The sequence below is a fragment of the Bradyrhizobium oligotrophicum S58 genome, assembly GCF_000344805.1.
GTDB lineage: Bacteria > Pseudomonadota > Alphaproteobacteria > Rhizobiales > Xanthobacteraceae > Bradyrhizobium > Bradyrhizobium oligotrophicum.
Window position 1 is genome coordinate 994,620 of sequence record NC_020453.1, and the last position, 15,673, is coordinate 1,010,292.

General features: G+C 62.5%; 15 protein-coding genes and 2 pseudogenes. 10 read left to right on the top strand and 7 right to left on the bottom strand.

The genetic code is table 11. The features are described 5' to 3' along the window. Positions 1-19: 19 nt before the first annotated feature. The 4 genes from S58_RS04395 to S58_RS04410 all read left to right on the top strand — a co-directional run bounded on the left by S58_RS04395 (position 20) and on the right by S58_RS04410 (position 3,275). Positions 20-1,135, top strand: coding sequence for a PilN domain-containing protein (locus S58_RS04395; protein ID WP_244440702.1), 1,116 nt, complete (start codon positions 20-22; stop codon positions 1,133-1,135). Then, complete coding sequence (gene gspM, locus S58_RS04400) at positions 1,132-1,701, top strand: type II secretion system protein GspM (protein WP_015664032.1); 570 nt, start codon at positions 1,132-1,134, stop codon at positions 1,699-1,701. Before S58_RS04395 ends, gspM begins: the two co-directional genes overlap by 4 nt. After that, on the top strand, positions 1,698-2,216 hold the full coding sequence (locus S58_RS04405) for a hypothetical protein (RefSeq protein ID WP_042338718.1): 519 nt from the start codon (positions 1,698-1,700) through the stop codon (positions 2,214-2,216). The genes gspM and S58_RS04405 overlap by 4 nt, the downstream gene beginning before the upstream one ends. A 279-nt stretch (positions 2,217-2,495) precedes the next feature. Next, entirely contained in the window at positions 2,496-3,275 is a 780-nt protein-coding gene (locus S58_RS04410; protein ID WP_015664034.1) for a type II secretion system minor pseudopilin, read from the top strand. A gap of 633 nt (positions 3,276-3,908) precedes the next feature. On the opposite strand, the pseudogene S58_RS04415 reads toward S58_RS04410, so the two are convergent. Continuing rightward, positions 3,909-4,301 (bottom strand): annotated as a pseudogene (locus S58_RS04415) (NAD-dependent epimerase/dehydratase family protein); the annotation flags it as partial. 748 nt (positions 4,302-5,049) lie between these two features. Between S58_RS04415 and S58_RS37235 the strand changes: the two are divergent. Then, complete coding sequence (locus S58_RS37235) at positions 5,050-5,256, top strand: hypothetical protein (protein ID WP_015664037.1); 207 nt, start codon at positions 5,050-5,052, stop codon at positions 5,254-5,256. Between the two features lie 973 nt (positions 5,257-6,229). On the opposite strand, the gene S58_RS39440 is transcribed toward S58_RS37235, so the two are convergent. The 3 genes from S58_RS39440 to S58_RS38905 all read right to left on the bottom strand — a co-directional run bounded on the left by S58_RS39440 (position 6,230) and on the right by S58_RS38905 (position 9,889). After that, positions 6,230-6,478, bottom strand: a complete 249-nt coding sequence (locus S58_RS39440) for a prepilin peptidase (protein ID WP_377813549.1) — start codon at positions 6,476-6,478, stop codon at positions 6,230-6,232. A 442-nt stretch (positions 6,479-6,920) separates the two neighbouring features. Next, positions 6,921-8,333: a mannose-1-phosphate guanylyltransferase/mannose-6-phosphate isomerase gene (locus S58_RS04430; protein WP_015664040.1), complete on the bottom strand. Its 1,413-nt coding sequence runs from the start codon at positions 8,331-8,333 to the stop codon at positions 6,921-6,923. A 962-nt stretch (positions 8,334-9,295) separates the two neighbouring features. After that, on the bottom strand, positions 9,296-9,889 hold the full coding sequence (locus S58_RS38905; protein ID WP_015664041.1) for a site-specific integrase: 594 nt from the start codon (positions 9,887-9,889) through the stop codon (positions 9,296-9,298). Positions 9,890-10,507: 618 nt separating this feature from the next. Here S58_RS38905 and S58_RS04445 point away from each other — a divergent pair. The 5 genes from S58_RS04445 to S58_RS04465 all read left to right on the top strand — a co-directional run bounded on the left by S58_RS04445 (position 10,508) and on the right by S58_RS04465 (position 13,904). Beyond that, the gene (locus tag S58_RS04445; protein WP_015664042.1) at positions 10,508-10,786 is read left to right on the top strand and encodes a DNA -binding domain-containing protein; all 279 of its coding nucleotides are present in this window, start codon (positions 10,508-10,510) and stop codon (positions 10,784-10,786) included. A gap of 665 nt (positions 10,787-11,451) precedes the next feature. Next, on the top strand, positions 11,452-11,754 hold the full coding sequence (locus tag S58_RS04450) for a helix-turn-helix transcriptional regulator (protein ID WP_015664043.1): 303 nt from the start codon (positions 11,452-11,454) through the stop codon (positions 11,752-11,754). Between the two features lie 2 nt (positions 11,755-11,756). After that, positions 11,757-12,638: a replication initiator protein A gene (locus S58_RS04455; RefSeq protein WP_042338724.1), complete on the top strand. Its 882-nt coding sequence runs from the start codon at positions 11,757-11,759 to the stop codon at positions 12,636-12,638. Positions 12,639-12,927: 289 nt separating this feature from the next. Further along, a complete protein-coding gene (locus tag S58_RS04460) occupies positions 12,928-13,392 on the top strand; it encodes a DUF2840 domain-containing protein (RefSeq protein WP_015664045.1) in 465 nt (154 codons plus the stop codon). Beyond that, positions 13,389-13,904: a S26 family signal peptidase gene (locus S58_RS04465; protein ID WP_015664046.1), complete on the top strand. Its 516-nt coding sequence runs from the start codon at positions 13,389-13,391 to the stop codon at positions 13,902-13,904. The genes S58_RS04460 and S58_RS04465 overlap by 4 nt, the downstream gene beginning before the upstream one ends. Before the next feature lie 407 nt (positions 13,905-14,311). On the opposite strand, the gene tnpB is transcribed toward S58_RS04465, so the two are convergent. The 3 genes and pseudogenes from tnpB to tnpA all read right to left on the bottom strand — a co-directional run. Beyond that, the gene (gene tnpB, locus S58_RS04470; RefSeq protein WP_015664047.1) at positions 14,312-14,635 is read right to left on the bottom strand and encodes an IS66 family insertion sequence element accessory protein TnpB; all 324 of its coding nucleotides are present in this window, start codon (positions 14,633-14,635) and stop codon (positions 14,312-14,314) included. Beyond that, positions 14,632-15,162 (bottom strand): transposase, encoded by a 531-nt coding sequence (locus S58_RS38910; RefSeq protein ID WP_244440704.1) that lies wholly within the window; start codon positions 15,160-15,162, stop codon positions 14,632-14,634. Before S58_RS38910 ends, tnpB begins: the two co-directional genes overlap by 4 nt. A gap of 210 nt (positions 15,163-15,372) precedes the next feature. Next, positions 15,373-15,528: pseudogene (gene tnpA / locus S58_RS39445) on the bottom strand (IS66 family insertion sequence element accessory protein TnpA); the annotation flags it as partial. Between the last annotated feature and the right edge of the window lie 145 nt (positions 15,529-15,673).

The following is a 15,673-nucleotide window of genomic DNA, read 5'->3' on the forward strand; positions in this document are numbered from 1 at the left end:
GAGCAAGGATAGAGGCGCGTTGCTGGCCACGGTTCGTGCGGCGCGTCCGCGCGACTGGGCGCAATCGGCGGCCGCCTGGTGGTGCAGGGAAGCGGTCGATCTGCTGCCGCAACGGTTCGTGGCCGCGCTGGCGCCGGCCGGCCGGCCGAGACTTCTGGTCGATCGCGACGACACGGGGATCCGGCTTCAGTTGAACGATCCCCGATCGGGAGTGCAGGCTGGTGAAACGACCCATGCAGGTGAGGTGACGGCGGCGATCGCATCCATCCTGCAGCGTCATGGTCTGGATCGGCGCGACGTGGATCTGGGCTTGCGTCTGCCGGAAGAGAGTGTTTTTCGCCGCGAGCTCATGCTTCCACCCGAGGCGAAGGGCGCGATCGATACGATCGTGCCGCAGAACCTGTTGCGCCGGACGCCGTTCAAGGCGGAGGACATCTATTGCGACCACTTGACCGCCACATCGCCTGACGGTCGGATCGCGGTTCGGCAATGGGTCACGCGGCGCCATCACGTGCAGCAGGCCGCAGATCAGCTCGGGCTTGCCGTCGCGCACATCGACTTTGTCGTGTTCGGCGACGATCAAACCTCGCCGTCGATCCGACTGGCGCGTCCTGCGGCTGCCCGCAAGACCTCCACCGTTGCGATCGCAGTGCTCGGCGCGCTCGCCGTGCTTCTTGGGTCCAGCATCGCGGTCCTGACCTTCGCCCGGCAACAGGCCACGCTCGCTCGGCTCGATGCCGAGATCGTTGTGGCCCGCAAGGGCGCCGAGCGCGTTCGCGTCCTGGTGGATCAATTGCGGGAGCGGCGGACGGCGCTGTCGCGCCTTCGTCTGCAGCGCAGCGAAGTGCCGGGATTGATCGACGTCTGGGATGAAGCCTCGCGCATTCTGCCGAAGCATTCCTGGCTGACCGAATTGCGGCTCGTGGAGGGAGCGAACCCGCGGAGCGCAACGGTCACGATGACCGGATTCTCGGCCGCGGCGCCGAGCCTGATCAACACGCTCGGTGGCTCGAGACTGTTCGTGGACGCTGCCCTGACGTCGCCGGTCGCGATGGATACGATCGAGAACCGGGAACGCTTTTCATTGCAGGCCAGGATTCGTGTGCCCGATGCCATCAAGGAGGTGGCGCCATGAGCGAATGGACGAAGCGCAGGGATGCGCTCGGACGCCGCGGCCTTTTCATCGTCGTCAACCTCGCGCTTCTTGCGCTGCTGTTCTGGGGCTTCGTGGCGCCGATCGCGGCGATGTTCGCCGAGCGGGAGGCACGGATCCAGCAACAGCAGGCGCTGCTGGCACGGTTGAGCGCGATCGCAGCCCAGGCATCGCCCATCGAGGGCCTTGCCTCCGAAACCGAGTCGCAGCTCCAGAACGGGGAGTTTCTGACGGGTGCGAATGAGAACGTGATCGCCGCCGACCTACAGACGAAGCTGAAGACGATCATGGGCAATGCCGGCGCCCAGTCCCGCGCGATTCAATCGCTGCCGGGCCGGACCGTCGATCAGATCAAGTACAGCGGCGCGCGGATCGATCTGTCCGGGCCGTTGTCCGCCGTCATGCGTGCGGTCCACGCGGTCGAAAGCGCGAGGCCATATTTGTTCATTGCCAATGCGGTGCTGAAGAGCGCGCCTGCGATGCGCCCGGGAACGGCCGAGGAGCCAGTGCTTCAGGCGCAGCTCGACATCTACGGTGCGGTGCAATGAGGAGCCTCGTGCGATGGCGGGTGACGCCGCTTGCCGGAGTTCTGGCGCTCCTGGCGGGTCTTGATCTAGTGCTCGGCGCCTGGCTCGCGACGTCGGTCGGAGGCGGAGAAGCGCCCGGCGCCCGCCGCGCGGCTTGGGAAGCGCCGGTGCCCCGGACCATGGCGGGCGTGGCTGGACGGCAGCCGCTGCAGACATATGCCGAGATCCTGGCCCATCCGGTGTTCCAGAAGTCGCGCGAGCCGTTCGTTCCGCCCCCACCCGCGCCGCCACCGCCGATGCCGGTGGCCGCTCCGCCCCCGGTGGCCACTGACCCGGGCCTCCTGGTCGGCGGTGTCATGATCAACGGCGGCACGAGCAAGGCCTATCTGCTCAGCAAGGTTGGCGGGGGCGCAGGCTCCTGGATCAACGAAAACGAGACCTTTCAGGGCTGGCGGGTGACGTCGATCGACGCGTCAGGTGTTCGGATCGAGCAGGCGGGGCGCGCGATCGAATTGCAGCTCTACCCCAAGAATTGAAGAATACAGGCCGCGCTGCGGCCCCTTGAGCCGGAGTAGAATAGCCTTGTTCGCACAGACGAAAGATCAAGGGCCAATCCGCAGACAGCCGCTCGTAGAGGAGGAGCGCGAATTGTTCGTTCCTGCTTGGCTCGGCTTCTCGGTGCTCTCATATGAGCTAGGTCTCTTACATGTCTTCTCGAAACCGTCGTCCGCCGAGCGATCTTCGGACCATGGCAGTCCCAGAGATCAGAAATGCCAGTCATAGCGGTCCTGTGGATCCGAGGATTATTGACAACGTTGTCACTGTCGCTGCTCTGGGGCAGCGAGGTGTCGTACCGCCTCGCCCGCAACGATTGTGAACTTGCGATTCTGAGTGCGACTGCAGACGGGGCGCTGGACTACGCCGTGTCGGGATTGTTTGATCAAAAATCTGACCGCCTCTTGCGGCCAGGTGTAGGCGAGATTCACCTGCTCCACTTTGGCGAAGCCGAGATCCGGATCGTGATCCAGGACGAGCTCGGCAAGATCGACATCAACCAGGCCGACCCTGCCTTGCTTGCCAGTTTGCTGCGGTCGGTGGGGCTAAACGCCGATGCGGCAAGTGGGCTTGCAGACAAGATCGTGGACTGGCGAACCGCGAGCGAATTGAAGCATCTTAATGACGCCAAGGAGTTCAACTATCGCGCGGCGAATAGTCCCCACCTGCCGCGCAACGGTCCGTTTCAGAGCGTCGACGAGCTTCTTCTCGTAATGGACATGACGCCTGCTCTCTTCCAGCGGATCGAACCAGCCGTGACCGTGTATTCCGGAAGCCAGTTCGTTGACCCACGACGTGCCGCACCTGAAGCTCTGGCGGCGATGCCCGAGATGATCAGTAAGCAGGGGACAGCCTCGGATCGCCCGCCTCCATTCCCGATCGGCGCAAACGAAGAGCCAACGTCATCCTTGCGCGGTCGCGCCTTCATGATCCGTATCGAAGTCGCAAAGTCAGGCCAGGTTTCTCGATATCGAGCTGTTATTCGAATGACGGACAATCCGGTACATCCCTATTTTCTTCTCAGCTGGAAGATGACGTAAGCTCGCGACCAGCGCTCTGTCAGAGACGTAGAGTCTGTGGAACACCCTCCTGGCGGCGAGCTTGGCGAGGACGTCAACTGTCGACCGGAAGACGCTCGACGCAGCTGTCAACGCCTTGTGCGAAAGCGGGACGCCGCGGCGTCGTACCCCGCGGACCAAATAGGCGTCAAGCGCCAGTCAGTAGGGCCGCAGAGCCGCGCTTACATTTGAGCGACGAAGACGAGGCCCGCAAATGTCACGGAGACATCGGGCGGCTCAGTCCGCGTGGTGGCAAGGTGCTACGTATTGTTGCCGCAGCAAATGTTCGATTAGGACCGGCTATCGAGAGATGCGGCTGGCAACCGGGAGGCTAGCTAGCCACGGTGGCGCAGGCACTTCACGGATAGGCCACGCTTTCTCGTGAAGTGCGCCGCGTCTTGTCGCAGAACGGGGTGCTCGCCGTTATCAAAAACAACCGTCGGACGGAGGAGTGTGAGGCTCTCATGGCAGCCGAGCACTTCATCGAGGCCGAGAATCCGGATTATTCGCGGCACTATTGGGGTCTTGACATCGTTGCTGAGATCGAGGCTTACGGCAGCTTCAACGAGATCCAGCGCCGAATGGCCTTTGGTGGTCTCGCCTTGCCAATAGTGACTAACGACTGCGTCGTCGCTTCGCGCAGAATGCCTGATAGGCGAGCCCGACTCCTACTTCCAGGGAAGTCGTCGCGCGCCAGCCAAGCTCCGTCAGGCGGGAGACTTCGAGAAGCTTGCGTGGTGTGCCATCCGGCCGTGACCGCTCAAAGCTGATGCTACCCTTGAAGCCTACTACGGTGGCAACCACGCGGGCGAAGTCGGCAATGGTGATATCCTCGCCAGTGCCGATGTTGACCAGCGCGGTGTCCGAATAGGTCTTCATTAGGTGCACGCAGGCATCCGCCATGTCGTCGGCATAGAGGAACTCGCGCCGCGGCGTGCCGGTGCCCCAGACCACGACCTCCGGCGCATCCGCGAGCTTGGCCTCATGGAAGCGGCGGGTCAGCGCCGCGTTTGCGCCGATGGATGGGGTCGGCTAAATCCCATGATCTGCGATCGCCGTAAATCTCGGCTGGAAGCTCCCGGGCGTTGTCAGGGACATTAGATCGATGGCGCTGCTCGACACGTACGAGGCGAAGCGCCTACGGACGTCGCTCAACACCGACCATCCTTGACGCTCTACGGATTTGCTCGGCCTTTTCGCTGCGATGCTCAAGACCAAAGACGCAACGGGGGAGCTGGCGACGAGTCTCGTCGTGTTGCCGACGGCCGTCTCGACCTTTACGCGTGCGTCTAGTTCAACTTTGCCGGTATCGGGTAACCCACTGTTGGTTCGCCAGCCTTCGTCTCGGATTGCACAACCTTGCCGCCCGATGCTTTGACGGCGTTCGCTCTGCCGCGTACTTTGTGTAGATCTCTAGGCGGTCTCACACTGATCCGTCCTGATTAGATCCTGCGGCATCGCCAAAGGTGCTCGGCTCGCTGGACGGCGCGTTGATGCAGGCATTGGACCATGGTCGCGGCTAGCCTCCCACGCATCTTACGTGCGGACCACAAGTTCCACTGACGAACACCTCCTCGATTTCGGGCATCAAGGTCACTGCCTCATCGACAGTCGCTTCGATATCCGCCTCCGTTGGCGCCGAACCCAACCACCTCCGCGCATCGAACCAGTGCCGGAAGAATGGGCGGCGATACACCTGGAAGTATTGTTCGAGATACTGGACCCATACGTCCTCCGCAGGAATGCGTCCTGACGCATGGACAATCCCCTCTTGAGGGACGACGCCAAGGTTGAGGCGAAACGCGGGGCGGCCGCGCTTGTCGAGCTGAATTTCGACGATCTGAAATCCTCGCATGCCTTCGCGCCGGAGTCTCCCAAATGGGAATGCGGAACGAATCTCCCGGCTCCGCGCATCACTGCCCGTAAGCGGGATCGTCCGGAATCCTCGCTGCTCAAACGCTGAGACTAGTCTCAATTGAATGACCCGTCTCAGCGCACGTCTAGCATTCTCCGTCATGAGCTATCGATCTAGCCGCTAAGCAGTATCAACATCATCGGCATGAGCAGGTTCCTCCGTTGGCCTGCATCCCAGCAGCGCTGCCGGCTAAGCCGCCAGGATAGGCTCCCATCCGTTCAAAAAATCCATAGTCCCACCGTTCGACCCGGTAAGCATCTCCAAGCGCCCGCGCTGCGGTCCGGTGAGACCAGAGGTTCCAAATTTCGATTCGACATAGTAGCGTCTGCCGAAAAACGAGTCCCACGTGCTATCGACAACCGTTGTAAGATTTTGGCGCCCGGCGATTCTAGACTGGGTATCCACGAGTCTGCTTCCACGAAGCCGGTTCTCGATAACTGATAACGTCTCCCCTATATCACGCTTTGTACTGTTCGACAGACTCCGGAGGTAAGAAGTCAGGCCGCGGCCCCCGAGTCCGCCACCGAGTGCGCCAAGAGCTGTAGAAGCCAATAGTTGTGTCTTGTCGATGCAACGGAGGTTGAACCCATTGGTTGAGAGCTGCATTGCCAAATCGAAGCTAAAGCCGATCGCCGCGCCGATGCACCACGGGCACTCGCCTGTCGGGTTTGTGTATCCGACCGGATTTCCGCCTGCGTAAACATAGAGGCTCGGCCCGGCGACGAGCCCAAGCGGATCTGCCTGCGACCAAAGCGCCATGCAGCAAGCACTCCACTGCTCCAGTGGCGGGCGCACGATCGACCTTCAGCTCTATTCCCGAAACTGACGACGATCTAAGCTTGATCGTCCAAACGCCCTGGATGGCAGAATTCTGCCGCGGGCTGCCCGGATGTATACAACTCAAACGAGCCATCCACTTTCCTGCGCAGCAAGGCTGACGAGCAGCCCAAAAGCTAGAAATGGTCCAAACGGGAGCGCGCTCCCCGTGTGACGGAGTAGCCAGCCGCATGTAGGGTGGCGACTACCGCAAGCCCCGATAGTGAGGCGGGCACAACTGGAGCGGGATTCCGTCCATACCAATCCAAAAAGTCGACGCTGTCAGTAGCTTCACATCGCCTGGTCCCAGGCCCTGCTGCCTTCGGATGACGAAATAGAGCCCGCGTAGGAGCCAGACGGCAGTAGCGACGATCACTGCCTGGAGAAGTGTTTCGACGACGGCAGGCAATCCGCCCAGGGCAGCTGCCCGTAGCGCCCCAATCAGGGCGATCATAGCAATCAGCGCGTTGAGTATTGTTCTGCGCCTGAAATCGATCCAAGCCAGCAAAAATCAAAAAGGCCTGGTGGCAAGAGCAGACAAGCCGTAGCTACCCCAAGTCTAGTCATCGCGTACTGATGAGCTGCGCGCGGGGATAGTGCTGGATGCGGTCGAATCCGAATCCCCACAGTGCACATTTGATTTCGAAAAGCGCCGTCTCGCCCCGCGCATGAGACAAGCGATTGATATTGCCAACAAAATCTCCGCGTTCGAGTGCTCTATAACCCTGAGTAAACACTCAAGCTATTACCTCATTTCAAGTGTCAATGCGGGAAGTCACGACTTCGCTTCTGGCCGATGTTTTGGTCGTGTTCTCCGCCAGAGTCGGGAGGCAGGCCAGCGGCTTGCCGAACATCGCCCCTACCTCGGCTCGCGTGATTCGCGGCGAGACCCCGCCCTACTCGCGGCGGTAATCGTCTTCGATGCGGATGATGTCGTCCTCGCCGAGATAGGACCCGGTCTGGACCTCGATCAGTTCCAAGAGGATCTTGCCCGGGTTCTCCAGCCGGTGCACCGCACCCATCGGAATGTAGATCGATTCGTTCTCGTGCACGGTCTGGACCGTCTCGTTCACCGTGACGCGCGCCGCGCCGCGCACCACGATCCAGTGCTCGGAGCGGTGATAGTGCTTCTGCAGCGACAGCCGCTGGCCGGGCTTGACGATGATGCGCTTGACCTGGTGACGCTCGCCGTTGTCGACCGACTGATAGCTGCCCCAGGGCCGATGCACCTTGATGTGCGCCTCGGTCACTTCGGGCGCGACGATCTTGAGCTTGGCGACCAGCCGCTTCAAGCCGTTGGCATCGCGCTGACGCGAGACCAGCACGGCATCCTGCGCCGCCACCACGACGAGATCCTCGACGCCTTCGAGCGCGACCAGCGCCTTGTCGGTGACTACATTGCAGTTGCGGGAGTCCTCGAACACGGCGGTGCCGCGCGCGGCATTGCCCTGCCCGTCCTTGTCGGACAATTCCCAGACCGCATGCCAGGAGCCGACGTCGGACCAGCCGCACGACACTGGGGCCACGGCCGCCCGCTCGGTCTTCTCCATCACGGCATAGTCGATCGAGATCGGCTTTGCCGCGGCGAAGGCATCGGAGTCCAGGATGATGAAGCCGAGGTCGCGGCCGGCCTTGGAGACAGCGTCGATCACCGTCTGTACGCTGCCCGCATCGAACTTGCGGTATTCATCGAGCAGGACCGACGCGCGGAACATGAAGTTGCCGCTGTTCCAGAGATAGCCGTCGCGAATGTAGCGCTCGGCGGTCGGCTGATCCGGCTTCTCGACGAATTTGGCGACGCCCCGGACCTCCCCGGAGACCTGCACGCCAGGGTTGATATAGCCGTACTCTGTCGCCGCACGCTCCGGATTGACGCCGAAGGTGACGATGCGGCCGGCCTCCGCGGCGGCGAGCCCGGCCCGGCACGCCGCGAGAAAGGCCGCGGTCTCACGCACGACGTGGTCGGCCGCGAGCGCCAGCACGACGGCGTCGGTATCGCGCGACTGGGCGAAGGCGGCTCCGGCGGCGATGGCCGGGCCTGAATCACGCCGCATGGGCTCCAGCAGGACGTCAGCCTCGATGCCGATCTCGGCCAGTTGCTCCTGCACCATGAAGCGATAGGCCAGATTGGTGATGATGATCGGCCGCTCGAAGAGATCGGCATCGGAGACGCGCAGCAGCGTGTCCTGGAACGTGGAACGGGCGCCGAACAGCGGCAGGAACTGCTTCGGCCTGACCTCGCGCGAGGCTGGCCAGAGCCGAGTCCCGGTGCCGCCGCACATGATGAGGGGAATGATGCGTCCGGTCATGAAATCAACCCGTCAAATCCGATGGTAGTCGCGGTACCATTTTGCAAAATGTCCTTTGTCGTCGGCGATCGAGGTCGCCGGCCGGAAGCCGATGTCGCGCTCGAGATCGCTGACATCAGCATAGTTCGTCTCGTCTCCGGCTGCATCGGCAACATCTTCATGATGGGCGGACGGCCGAACTCCTTCTCAAGCACCTTCCCGAGGGTACGCGTGGCCGGGAGCATCGAGCCCAGATCGGCTTGGTGGGCACTGTCGATCGGAACGGTGACGAAGACGCCGCGGCCGTCTCGCTCGGATCGCTGGTGAAGTGCAAGTCCGGCCGATTCAGAGTGGCCGACGGGAACTCATAGCTGCTGTCCCTGCCGTCTTCTAGCTTTGCCATTTGGACGACCTCGATGTCAAATCCGATCGCCGGATGGCCGGCTTGCACGAACGCTGCCGCGACCGGCAAGCCGGCATAAGCACCGTCCATCGCTGCGATCATCAGTCCATGGGACATAAACTGGTGTTCCGGTTGTTTGCGAGGCCATTGACGCCCACCCCGCGGCTGTTTAGCCACTGGGGTGTCAGTACCGCAAGGGGGCGGTCTCCGCCTCGGCATCGCCTAAAGTCCGGCCCGCTAGGAGGGGAGTTGCGCGTCGCGCACTCGACTTCGGAACCTTAAGAGCCAAAGTCGCCCTCGTATAAGTGCATTTTGACTCCCCTCTTTGGGTCGTGGCTCGCTCGCGTCCTTTTGGGCCAATGAGCTCGAATTCGCAGGACGCATCATGACCAGCGCCGAGAACATTCTCTCGGCGCGCACTGGCAGGCGCCTTCATCGATCAGCCAGCGGAGATTTTCCATGTAGCTCAGGCCAGAGCGGGGGGGGGGAAACTGCGGCGGAGGAGAGATGATCGTCGGGTACACTGGCAGGTACATGATGCCCGCAGCATCAACCGCGCACGAAGATACGTGACTCAGCCCTAAGTCCCGCGCTTGATCGGCATCACCTTCTTGGGATCGAGCCAGTGGTCGATACGATCAGCCCAATGCTGCATCAGCTTCGCGCGCGAGCCGATCAGCGCGAGCGGTCCGTGCTTTTTGTAGAGCCCTTCCACGGTCGAACTATCGAGATGCGCGAGCTGCAGCTCGACGACATCGCCATCCCACGCCTTGGCCTCCTTGATCTCTTCGTGGTGAGACAGGGTCGAGAAGGTGGTCCGGAATCCGTGGGCGCAATGATCAGTCTTGGTGTCAATGCCAAGCAGCCGCAAGCGCTTGTTGAGCGTGTTGTGGTGCTGGCGCCATTCGTCGAAATCTTGCTGTGACCGATTCGATAGGAAGACGTTCCATGCTGTCTGGAACGCGTCGCGCGCCTGCTCATAGGTGTTGGCGCGGCCGAGCTGTTGCTCGCCCGGATGACTGCCTGGATAGAAGCCGCAGAACCACTGCCAGACGGGCGAACCGGAGGGGCCTTCGGGGCGCTCTGCAATCGTTCCTGCCTCGACGTCTCCGAAGTAAATGCGCCAGGTCTCGTTTGGCGAGTGCGGATCGCGGCGACGGGTGAGTGTAGGCATGCCGCATTGATTCCAGTCCCGCGGCTGAAAGTGAAGCCGCTACGCCTTGGGTGCAACTACATCGCCGTCCTCAATCTCTGGGCCGGGCGGGTTCGGGAACCTGAACGGGAGCGCTTGGTCTTGAGCTCGATTGAGAGCTGGATTGCACAGCGCTGTGCGCTCCTGTTTAGCGGCGAGAGGTCGGGGCCACTCTGCCGCTCCCGGAACTCCATTTGGATGGACGGTTCTCAGATACCGATCGCTAGCCCTTCCCCCCGCGCGGGAATTCCGAGCGGTCGCCCGCGCTTTGGCAACATCGGCCGTGAGTATTATTCTCAAGATGAAATGTGGACGTGCGTCGGCTACACGAACGCAGGCTACGAGCCAAGCGTGAGCGAGCGCTTGCAGCAAAACGCCTTGGATTAGACGCAAGCGCTTCATGGTGGCGGCAAAGACGCGTCGAATTGTCTTCTCAAAACAGCTCCGGCTTTGCTGGCATTTCAACACGGACATCTTTCTCACACGCGGGAGCGACAGCTGAAGACGTTTGGAAGGCGGTCTCGTGCCCTGGAGCTCGACGGGGTCCGTGCTGCTTTTTCAGATCGACAGGTTGTGTTCGCTCCGAACAGGTTCTGACCAATGCCCATTCCGCCGCTCGATCCCGCTGTCGCCGACCTCGCGCCGACTGATTCCGTTCTGACAGCCTATGATGAAGAACATGCTGTGACCTATCTCCGCCTTCTGGATGCAGCATCCGAGGGCGCGGATTGGGAGGAGGTTGCCCGGCTCGTCTTGCACATCGATCCGATCAACGAACCCCAGCGTGCCCGCCGCGCCTTCGATAGCCATCTGGCGCGGGCGAGGTGGATGTCTGAGAAGGGTTATCATCAGTTGCTACGCGGATCGGATCAGACGTAGCTCTGAGCTCCTGAGGCTGCGGCAGGCCCGCTTGGATTGGAAAACAAGCCGCGGTCCGTCGCGAGCATGGATTGAACGGGCTCGCGAGATCATACGCAGGCAACCGAACTCAAGTTGCGGTAGAAGCGATCGAACGCATGCGGCGCAGCTTCAGCCAGCTTCGAAGCCGCCTTGCGGCATGAGCCGCGATCCACGGTCTTGGCCGGCACTCAGATCCTTCTCCAGGCGACTGAGGGCGTGGACAAGAAATCAGGGCGGAAGCCGCACGCGGAGCGTCCCTGGGTCGCGCCTGAGGCATCATCTGGCTGCCGCTCGCGCTTGATCCTGCCGGTGGGTCTGCGAACTCACCCAATGACAGCGGGCGGGCGATCGCTATCCGAGGATTTTCGGAACTGCCCTTGAGCGCGGCATTCAGCATGCCACTGATCGGCCTCCTATGCTCAGCCGCACCGGTCACTGGTGAAAAGACGGCTCGTGGCCGATAGGGGCTGTCACCAAGGCTGTGCCCGCCGCGGCAAAGACGAGTCGCTTCCTTGAGGCGAGGGGGGTGCCGAAACCGCGCCCCTCGATCTCCGGCATCCCCCCTCGCTGCCCTGCGCGTCGATCATGTCCGTCGACGCGCCGGACGACCCGTGAGGGCGCGAACCTGTCCCGGAGGATGCTCGATGCCCGATCAGATAGCCGGTCCCCCGCCGCGCTTTCTTCGTACACCCGAAGCTGCGCGCTATCTTGGTCTGTCCGGCCGCACCCTGGAAAAGCACCGCACCTACGGCACCGGCCCCTTATATCGCAAGATCGGCGGCCGCGTCGTGTATGCGCTCGACGATCTGAAAGCCTGGGCCGATCGCGGCACCAAGACGTCGACGGCTGATCCCGGCCAGGGCACCGTTCTGCCGGCGAAGCGACATCCAGGTCTCATTCCCTATGCAGGGCAGGAGCGTCGTGCGTCGCGGGCTGGGCGGGCTTGAACGTGCGAGGTTTGCGCAAATCCGAGCGCGATCAGCTCGATCTGTTTCACGCGCTGCCTGGCGATCTCGCGCCGCGCGATGCGCAGGATCTGATGGCCTATCCGTTCTTCTCGCTGGCCAAGAGCAAGCGCGTCGTGCCGATCGACTTCCGCGCGGGGCCTGTCGCCATTCGGGTCGAGGCCGTCCCCGAACATGGCATGGCGACGATCTGGGATGCGGATGTTCTGATCTGGGCGGCGTCACAGATCGTCGAGGCTCGCGACGCCGGACTGAAGACGTCGCGCCTGATGGCCGCCACGCCGTATGAGATCCTGACGTTTGTCGGCCGCGGCACCGGCGTGCGTGACTACGACCGTCTGAAGGCAGGACTTGACCGGCTGCAGTCGACGACCGTGCTCACCTCGATTCGTCAGCCGGCCGAGCGGCGGCGGCACCGGTTCTCCTGGATCAACGAGTGGAAGGAGACGGCGGATGCTAATGGCAGGCCGTCCGGATTGCAGCTGATCCTGCCGGACTGGTTCTATTCGGGCGTCATCGATGACGCGCTCGTGCTGACCATTGATCGGGCCTATTTCGCGCTGACGGGCGGGCTGGAGCGCTGGCTTTATCGTCTCGTGCGCAAGCATGGCGGCCGTCAGGATGGCGGCTGGAGCTTCGATCTCGGCTATCTGCATGCCAAGTCCGGCAGCCTCTCGCCGCTGAAGCATTTCGCCTACGATCTTCGCGAGATCGTCCGCCGTCAGCGCCTGCCGGGCTACCAGCTCGTCCTGACCCGCGATCCAAACGGCACCGAACGGCTGAACTTCGCCGCTGCGGTCACGGACCCGGTCGCACGGCGTTTCGCCAGGCATCGTTCCTCGGGCGCGGCGGGGGACAAGCTGTGAATCGTCTCGTGCTATCGGGGACCGGAGGACTCGTGCCATCGAGGACCGGATCATCGTGCCATCGGGGACCAAAATCGGGCTTAAGCCTTTGGTCCGGCGCGTGCTTCCCGCCGTCTAACTTACCTAACCGCAAAATCCTTCGGATTTTGTCTAACGGGCCCGCGCTTTCGGGCGCCGATGCACGCTGGTGTCTTCTGTTGCCAAGGGCGGAGGCCGCTCGAGAAGCCAGGGCCGTTCTCATTGCCGGCCCGCAGCGCCGTCCAGATGTCATCAACCTCAGAGTTTGCGAATGAGCGAGCTGACGCACGTCCAATTGCTATGGCTGCAGGGAAAGATCGAAAACCGCATACGTTTCGGTCGAACCGTGCAGGAGCTCCGTCTCGACCACTATCGCCGCGAGGTTGCGTTCGCGCCGGGCAGCGTCTTCGCATTCGTGCGCTGGTCGTCGAACGATTACGGCACGGTGCTGTCCCGGATCAGCGTTCTGCAAGCCGTTGGCCCCGGCGAGGCCTGTGCGACCGTGCCCTTCGTCGCTCCAGGCGCAGCGATCCTGCTGCAGGTGGTTGGTTGGCCGAAGGTCGAGCGGGTGCTGCAGCAGATCGACGCGATCGAGGCGCTCGGCATCGATCCGGCGGATGTCGCACCGGATCATTGGTGGCACGTTCAGAACCGCATGGCCGCTGGCCAACGGCCGCGCCCCTACACGATTCTTCGGCATCGGGCCTGGCTGCATCGCCGGAGTGTCATGCCATGAGGAGGGGCCCGTGCATTGTCGTCGCGATGCTCGCCGTCGCGTCGCTGTTGATGGAGGCTGGACTACCGGCGCGACACCCGGTGCTGATCTGGAATGCCTCCGACAGCGTTCCAATCGGCTTGTATCTGGTTCAGCCGGTCCAGCGATGGGTGACCAGCGAGATCGTCGTTGTCCTTCCCCAAGGCGTGCTGGCTGGATGGCTCGCGGACGCCGGCTACCTGCCCAACGGCGTGCCGATGCTGAAGCGCATTCTTGCTCTTCCCGGCCAATCCGTTTGTCGTCGCGAGCACGTCATCCTGATCGATGGGGTCGAAGCCGGCGTCGCGCAAGAGAGCGACAGACACGGCCGTCCGCTCCCGGATTGGCAGGGCTGTCGCACCATCGGCGATGACGAGCTCTTTCTGATGAACCGGCAGTCGGACAGCTCGCTGGATGGAAGATATTTCGGTCTGACCGCGACATCGGAGGTCATCGGGCGTGCCATTCCCGTGTGGACGAGGGATCCGTCATGATGCCTGCGATCCGCGCTCGGGCTGCGAATGTCCTGCCCTCCTCGATGCACAAAGGCCGTGGCCGGAGACGATCGCCATCAAAGCTGGGACGAGAGGCTTTGACCTGCGGATGCTTCAGCAGCGGAATGCCTCTTATCGGTTCGGCACGGTGTGGTGCTTCAACTTCGATGTTACCTGTCCGTCGACCGCGTCACGGCCGGCGAAGCTTCGCGGTGGTGTCCGACGGGCCGGCGCGGGCCATCAGCCTGAGAGCTGGGGCAGGGGGCGACATCCAATCAAAATTTGCCGACGTAGGCATCCGGCCGCTGCACATGGCCTCAGGTCTTGACATGATCAGCCAGCTTCCAGGTCCACGGCAGCAACTCGTCGGGGCGGTTGACGGGATCGGGCTGCATGTCGGGTGGTGGTCAAACACGCTGATCTATAGAAGAATCGCAACTCAGTTCAGCAATCGGTATCGCGAGTTGAGCTGGTGCGAGTGCGATCGAACCGTCATAGCCCGCCATCACTGGCCACACGAAGCCACCCTGGTCGATGCGTTTGGTGTTTCCGTCCCAGAACAGGACCTTCAGGATCGATGCCTTCTTGCGGCGGAACGCAAAGAGGTGGCCGGAGCACGGGTCCATCTTCAGCGCCTCCTGGACCAGCATTGCAAGGCCGTCCATGTTCTTGCGCATGTCGGTGTAGCCGAGCGCCAGGTGCGCCTTCACGCCTGCAGGAACGAACATCATTGCGCTGCATCTCCGCTCTCGCTCTGCGCTCGCACCGCATCCGGATCGCTGTCGGCGGGAGCGAAGACAGGCCGTGCATCATGGAGCTCGACGGCCAGCATGGCCTCCGGGGGACGTCCGAGATCGCGCAGGGCGCGCGCAACGGGCATGTCGTCGGGCAGCACGATGCGGGCGGGCTTGGAGCGCTTCCCTTGCGCGATGCCGAACTGCGCGCGCCAGCGGAACAGCAGCCCGGTGACGATCCCGTGCTTGCGCGCGACGGCAGAGACCTTGGCGCCTGGTAGCTCGGTTTGCCTGGAAATCGCGAGCCTCTCTTTGTCACTGAAGAAGCGGCGAGCCGGCGTTTTGGCCGCGGCCGGATCGCCGATTTCGGCGGCTGTCAAGCGGCGTTCGGGCTGTGAGTTTCTAGCACTAGTGCTAACGGGCGGACGGGCTGAGGGATGAAGATGGGCGCGCCAGTCGATCGTGACCTCGCCGGCGGCCAGTCGGTCGCGCCATTTGCGCAGCGAATGCGGCGACAGCTGCATCGCCGCAGCGTAGGCACGGAGCTCCATTCCGCTCCAGCTCAGCGCCTCGACATGCATCGCCCAGAACGCCTGCGAGGGCCGATTGCGCACATCCGAAGTGACCGTGAACCTACGCTGCTTCTGCTTTCGAAGCGCCTTTTCCCGCTCTTCCCGGGCGCGCTCGCGGCGCAATTCCGCCTGATATTTCTTAAGCTTAAGCGCAGTCTCATTGTGGGCCGGCCGCCTCAGCCAACGCCGCAGAGTGTTCTCGGTCAGACGTTGTTGCTGGCAGAATTTGCGGATTCGGAGACCGCTCCGACGCCACGCTTCGATGTGCAGCGGCCACCATTCGCGGCGCGCTCTGTTCTCGAACTGTCTGGATCCCACAGGAGATACTCCACGGCAGCAGAGAACCCGAAATGGAACGACAACACACGAGGGGGAAGGTGTGCAGAGACCGGACGGTTACGGGGCGACGTTTTAGGGCAAGATAAAAGCGGCTCGCCGGTTGATCAGCAAGCCATTGACATGG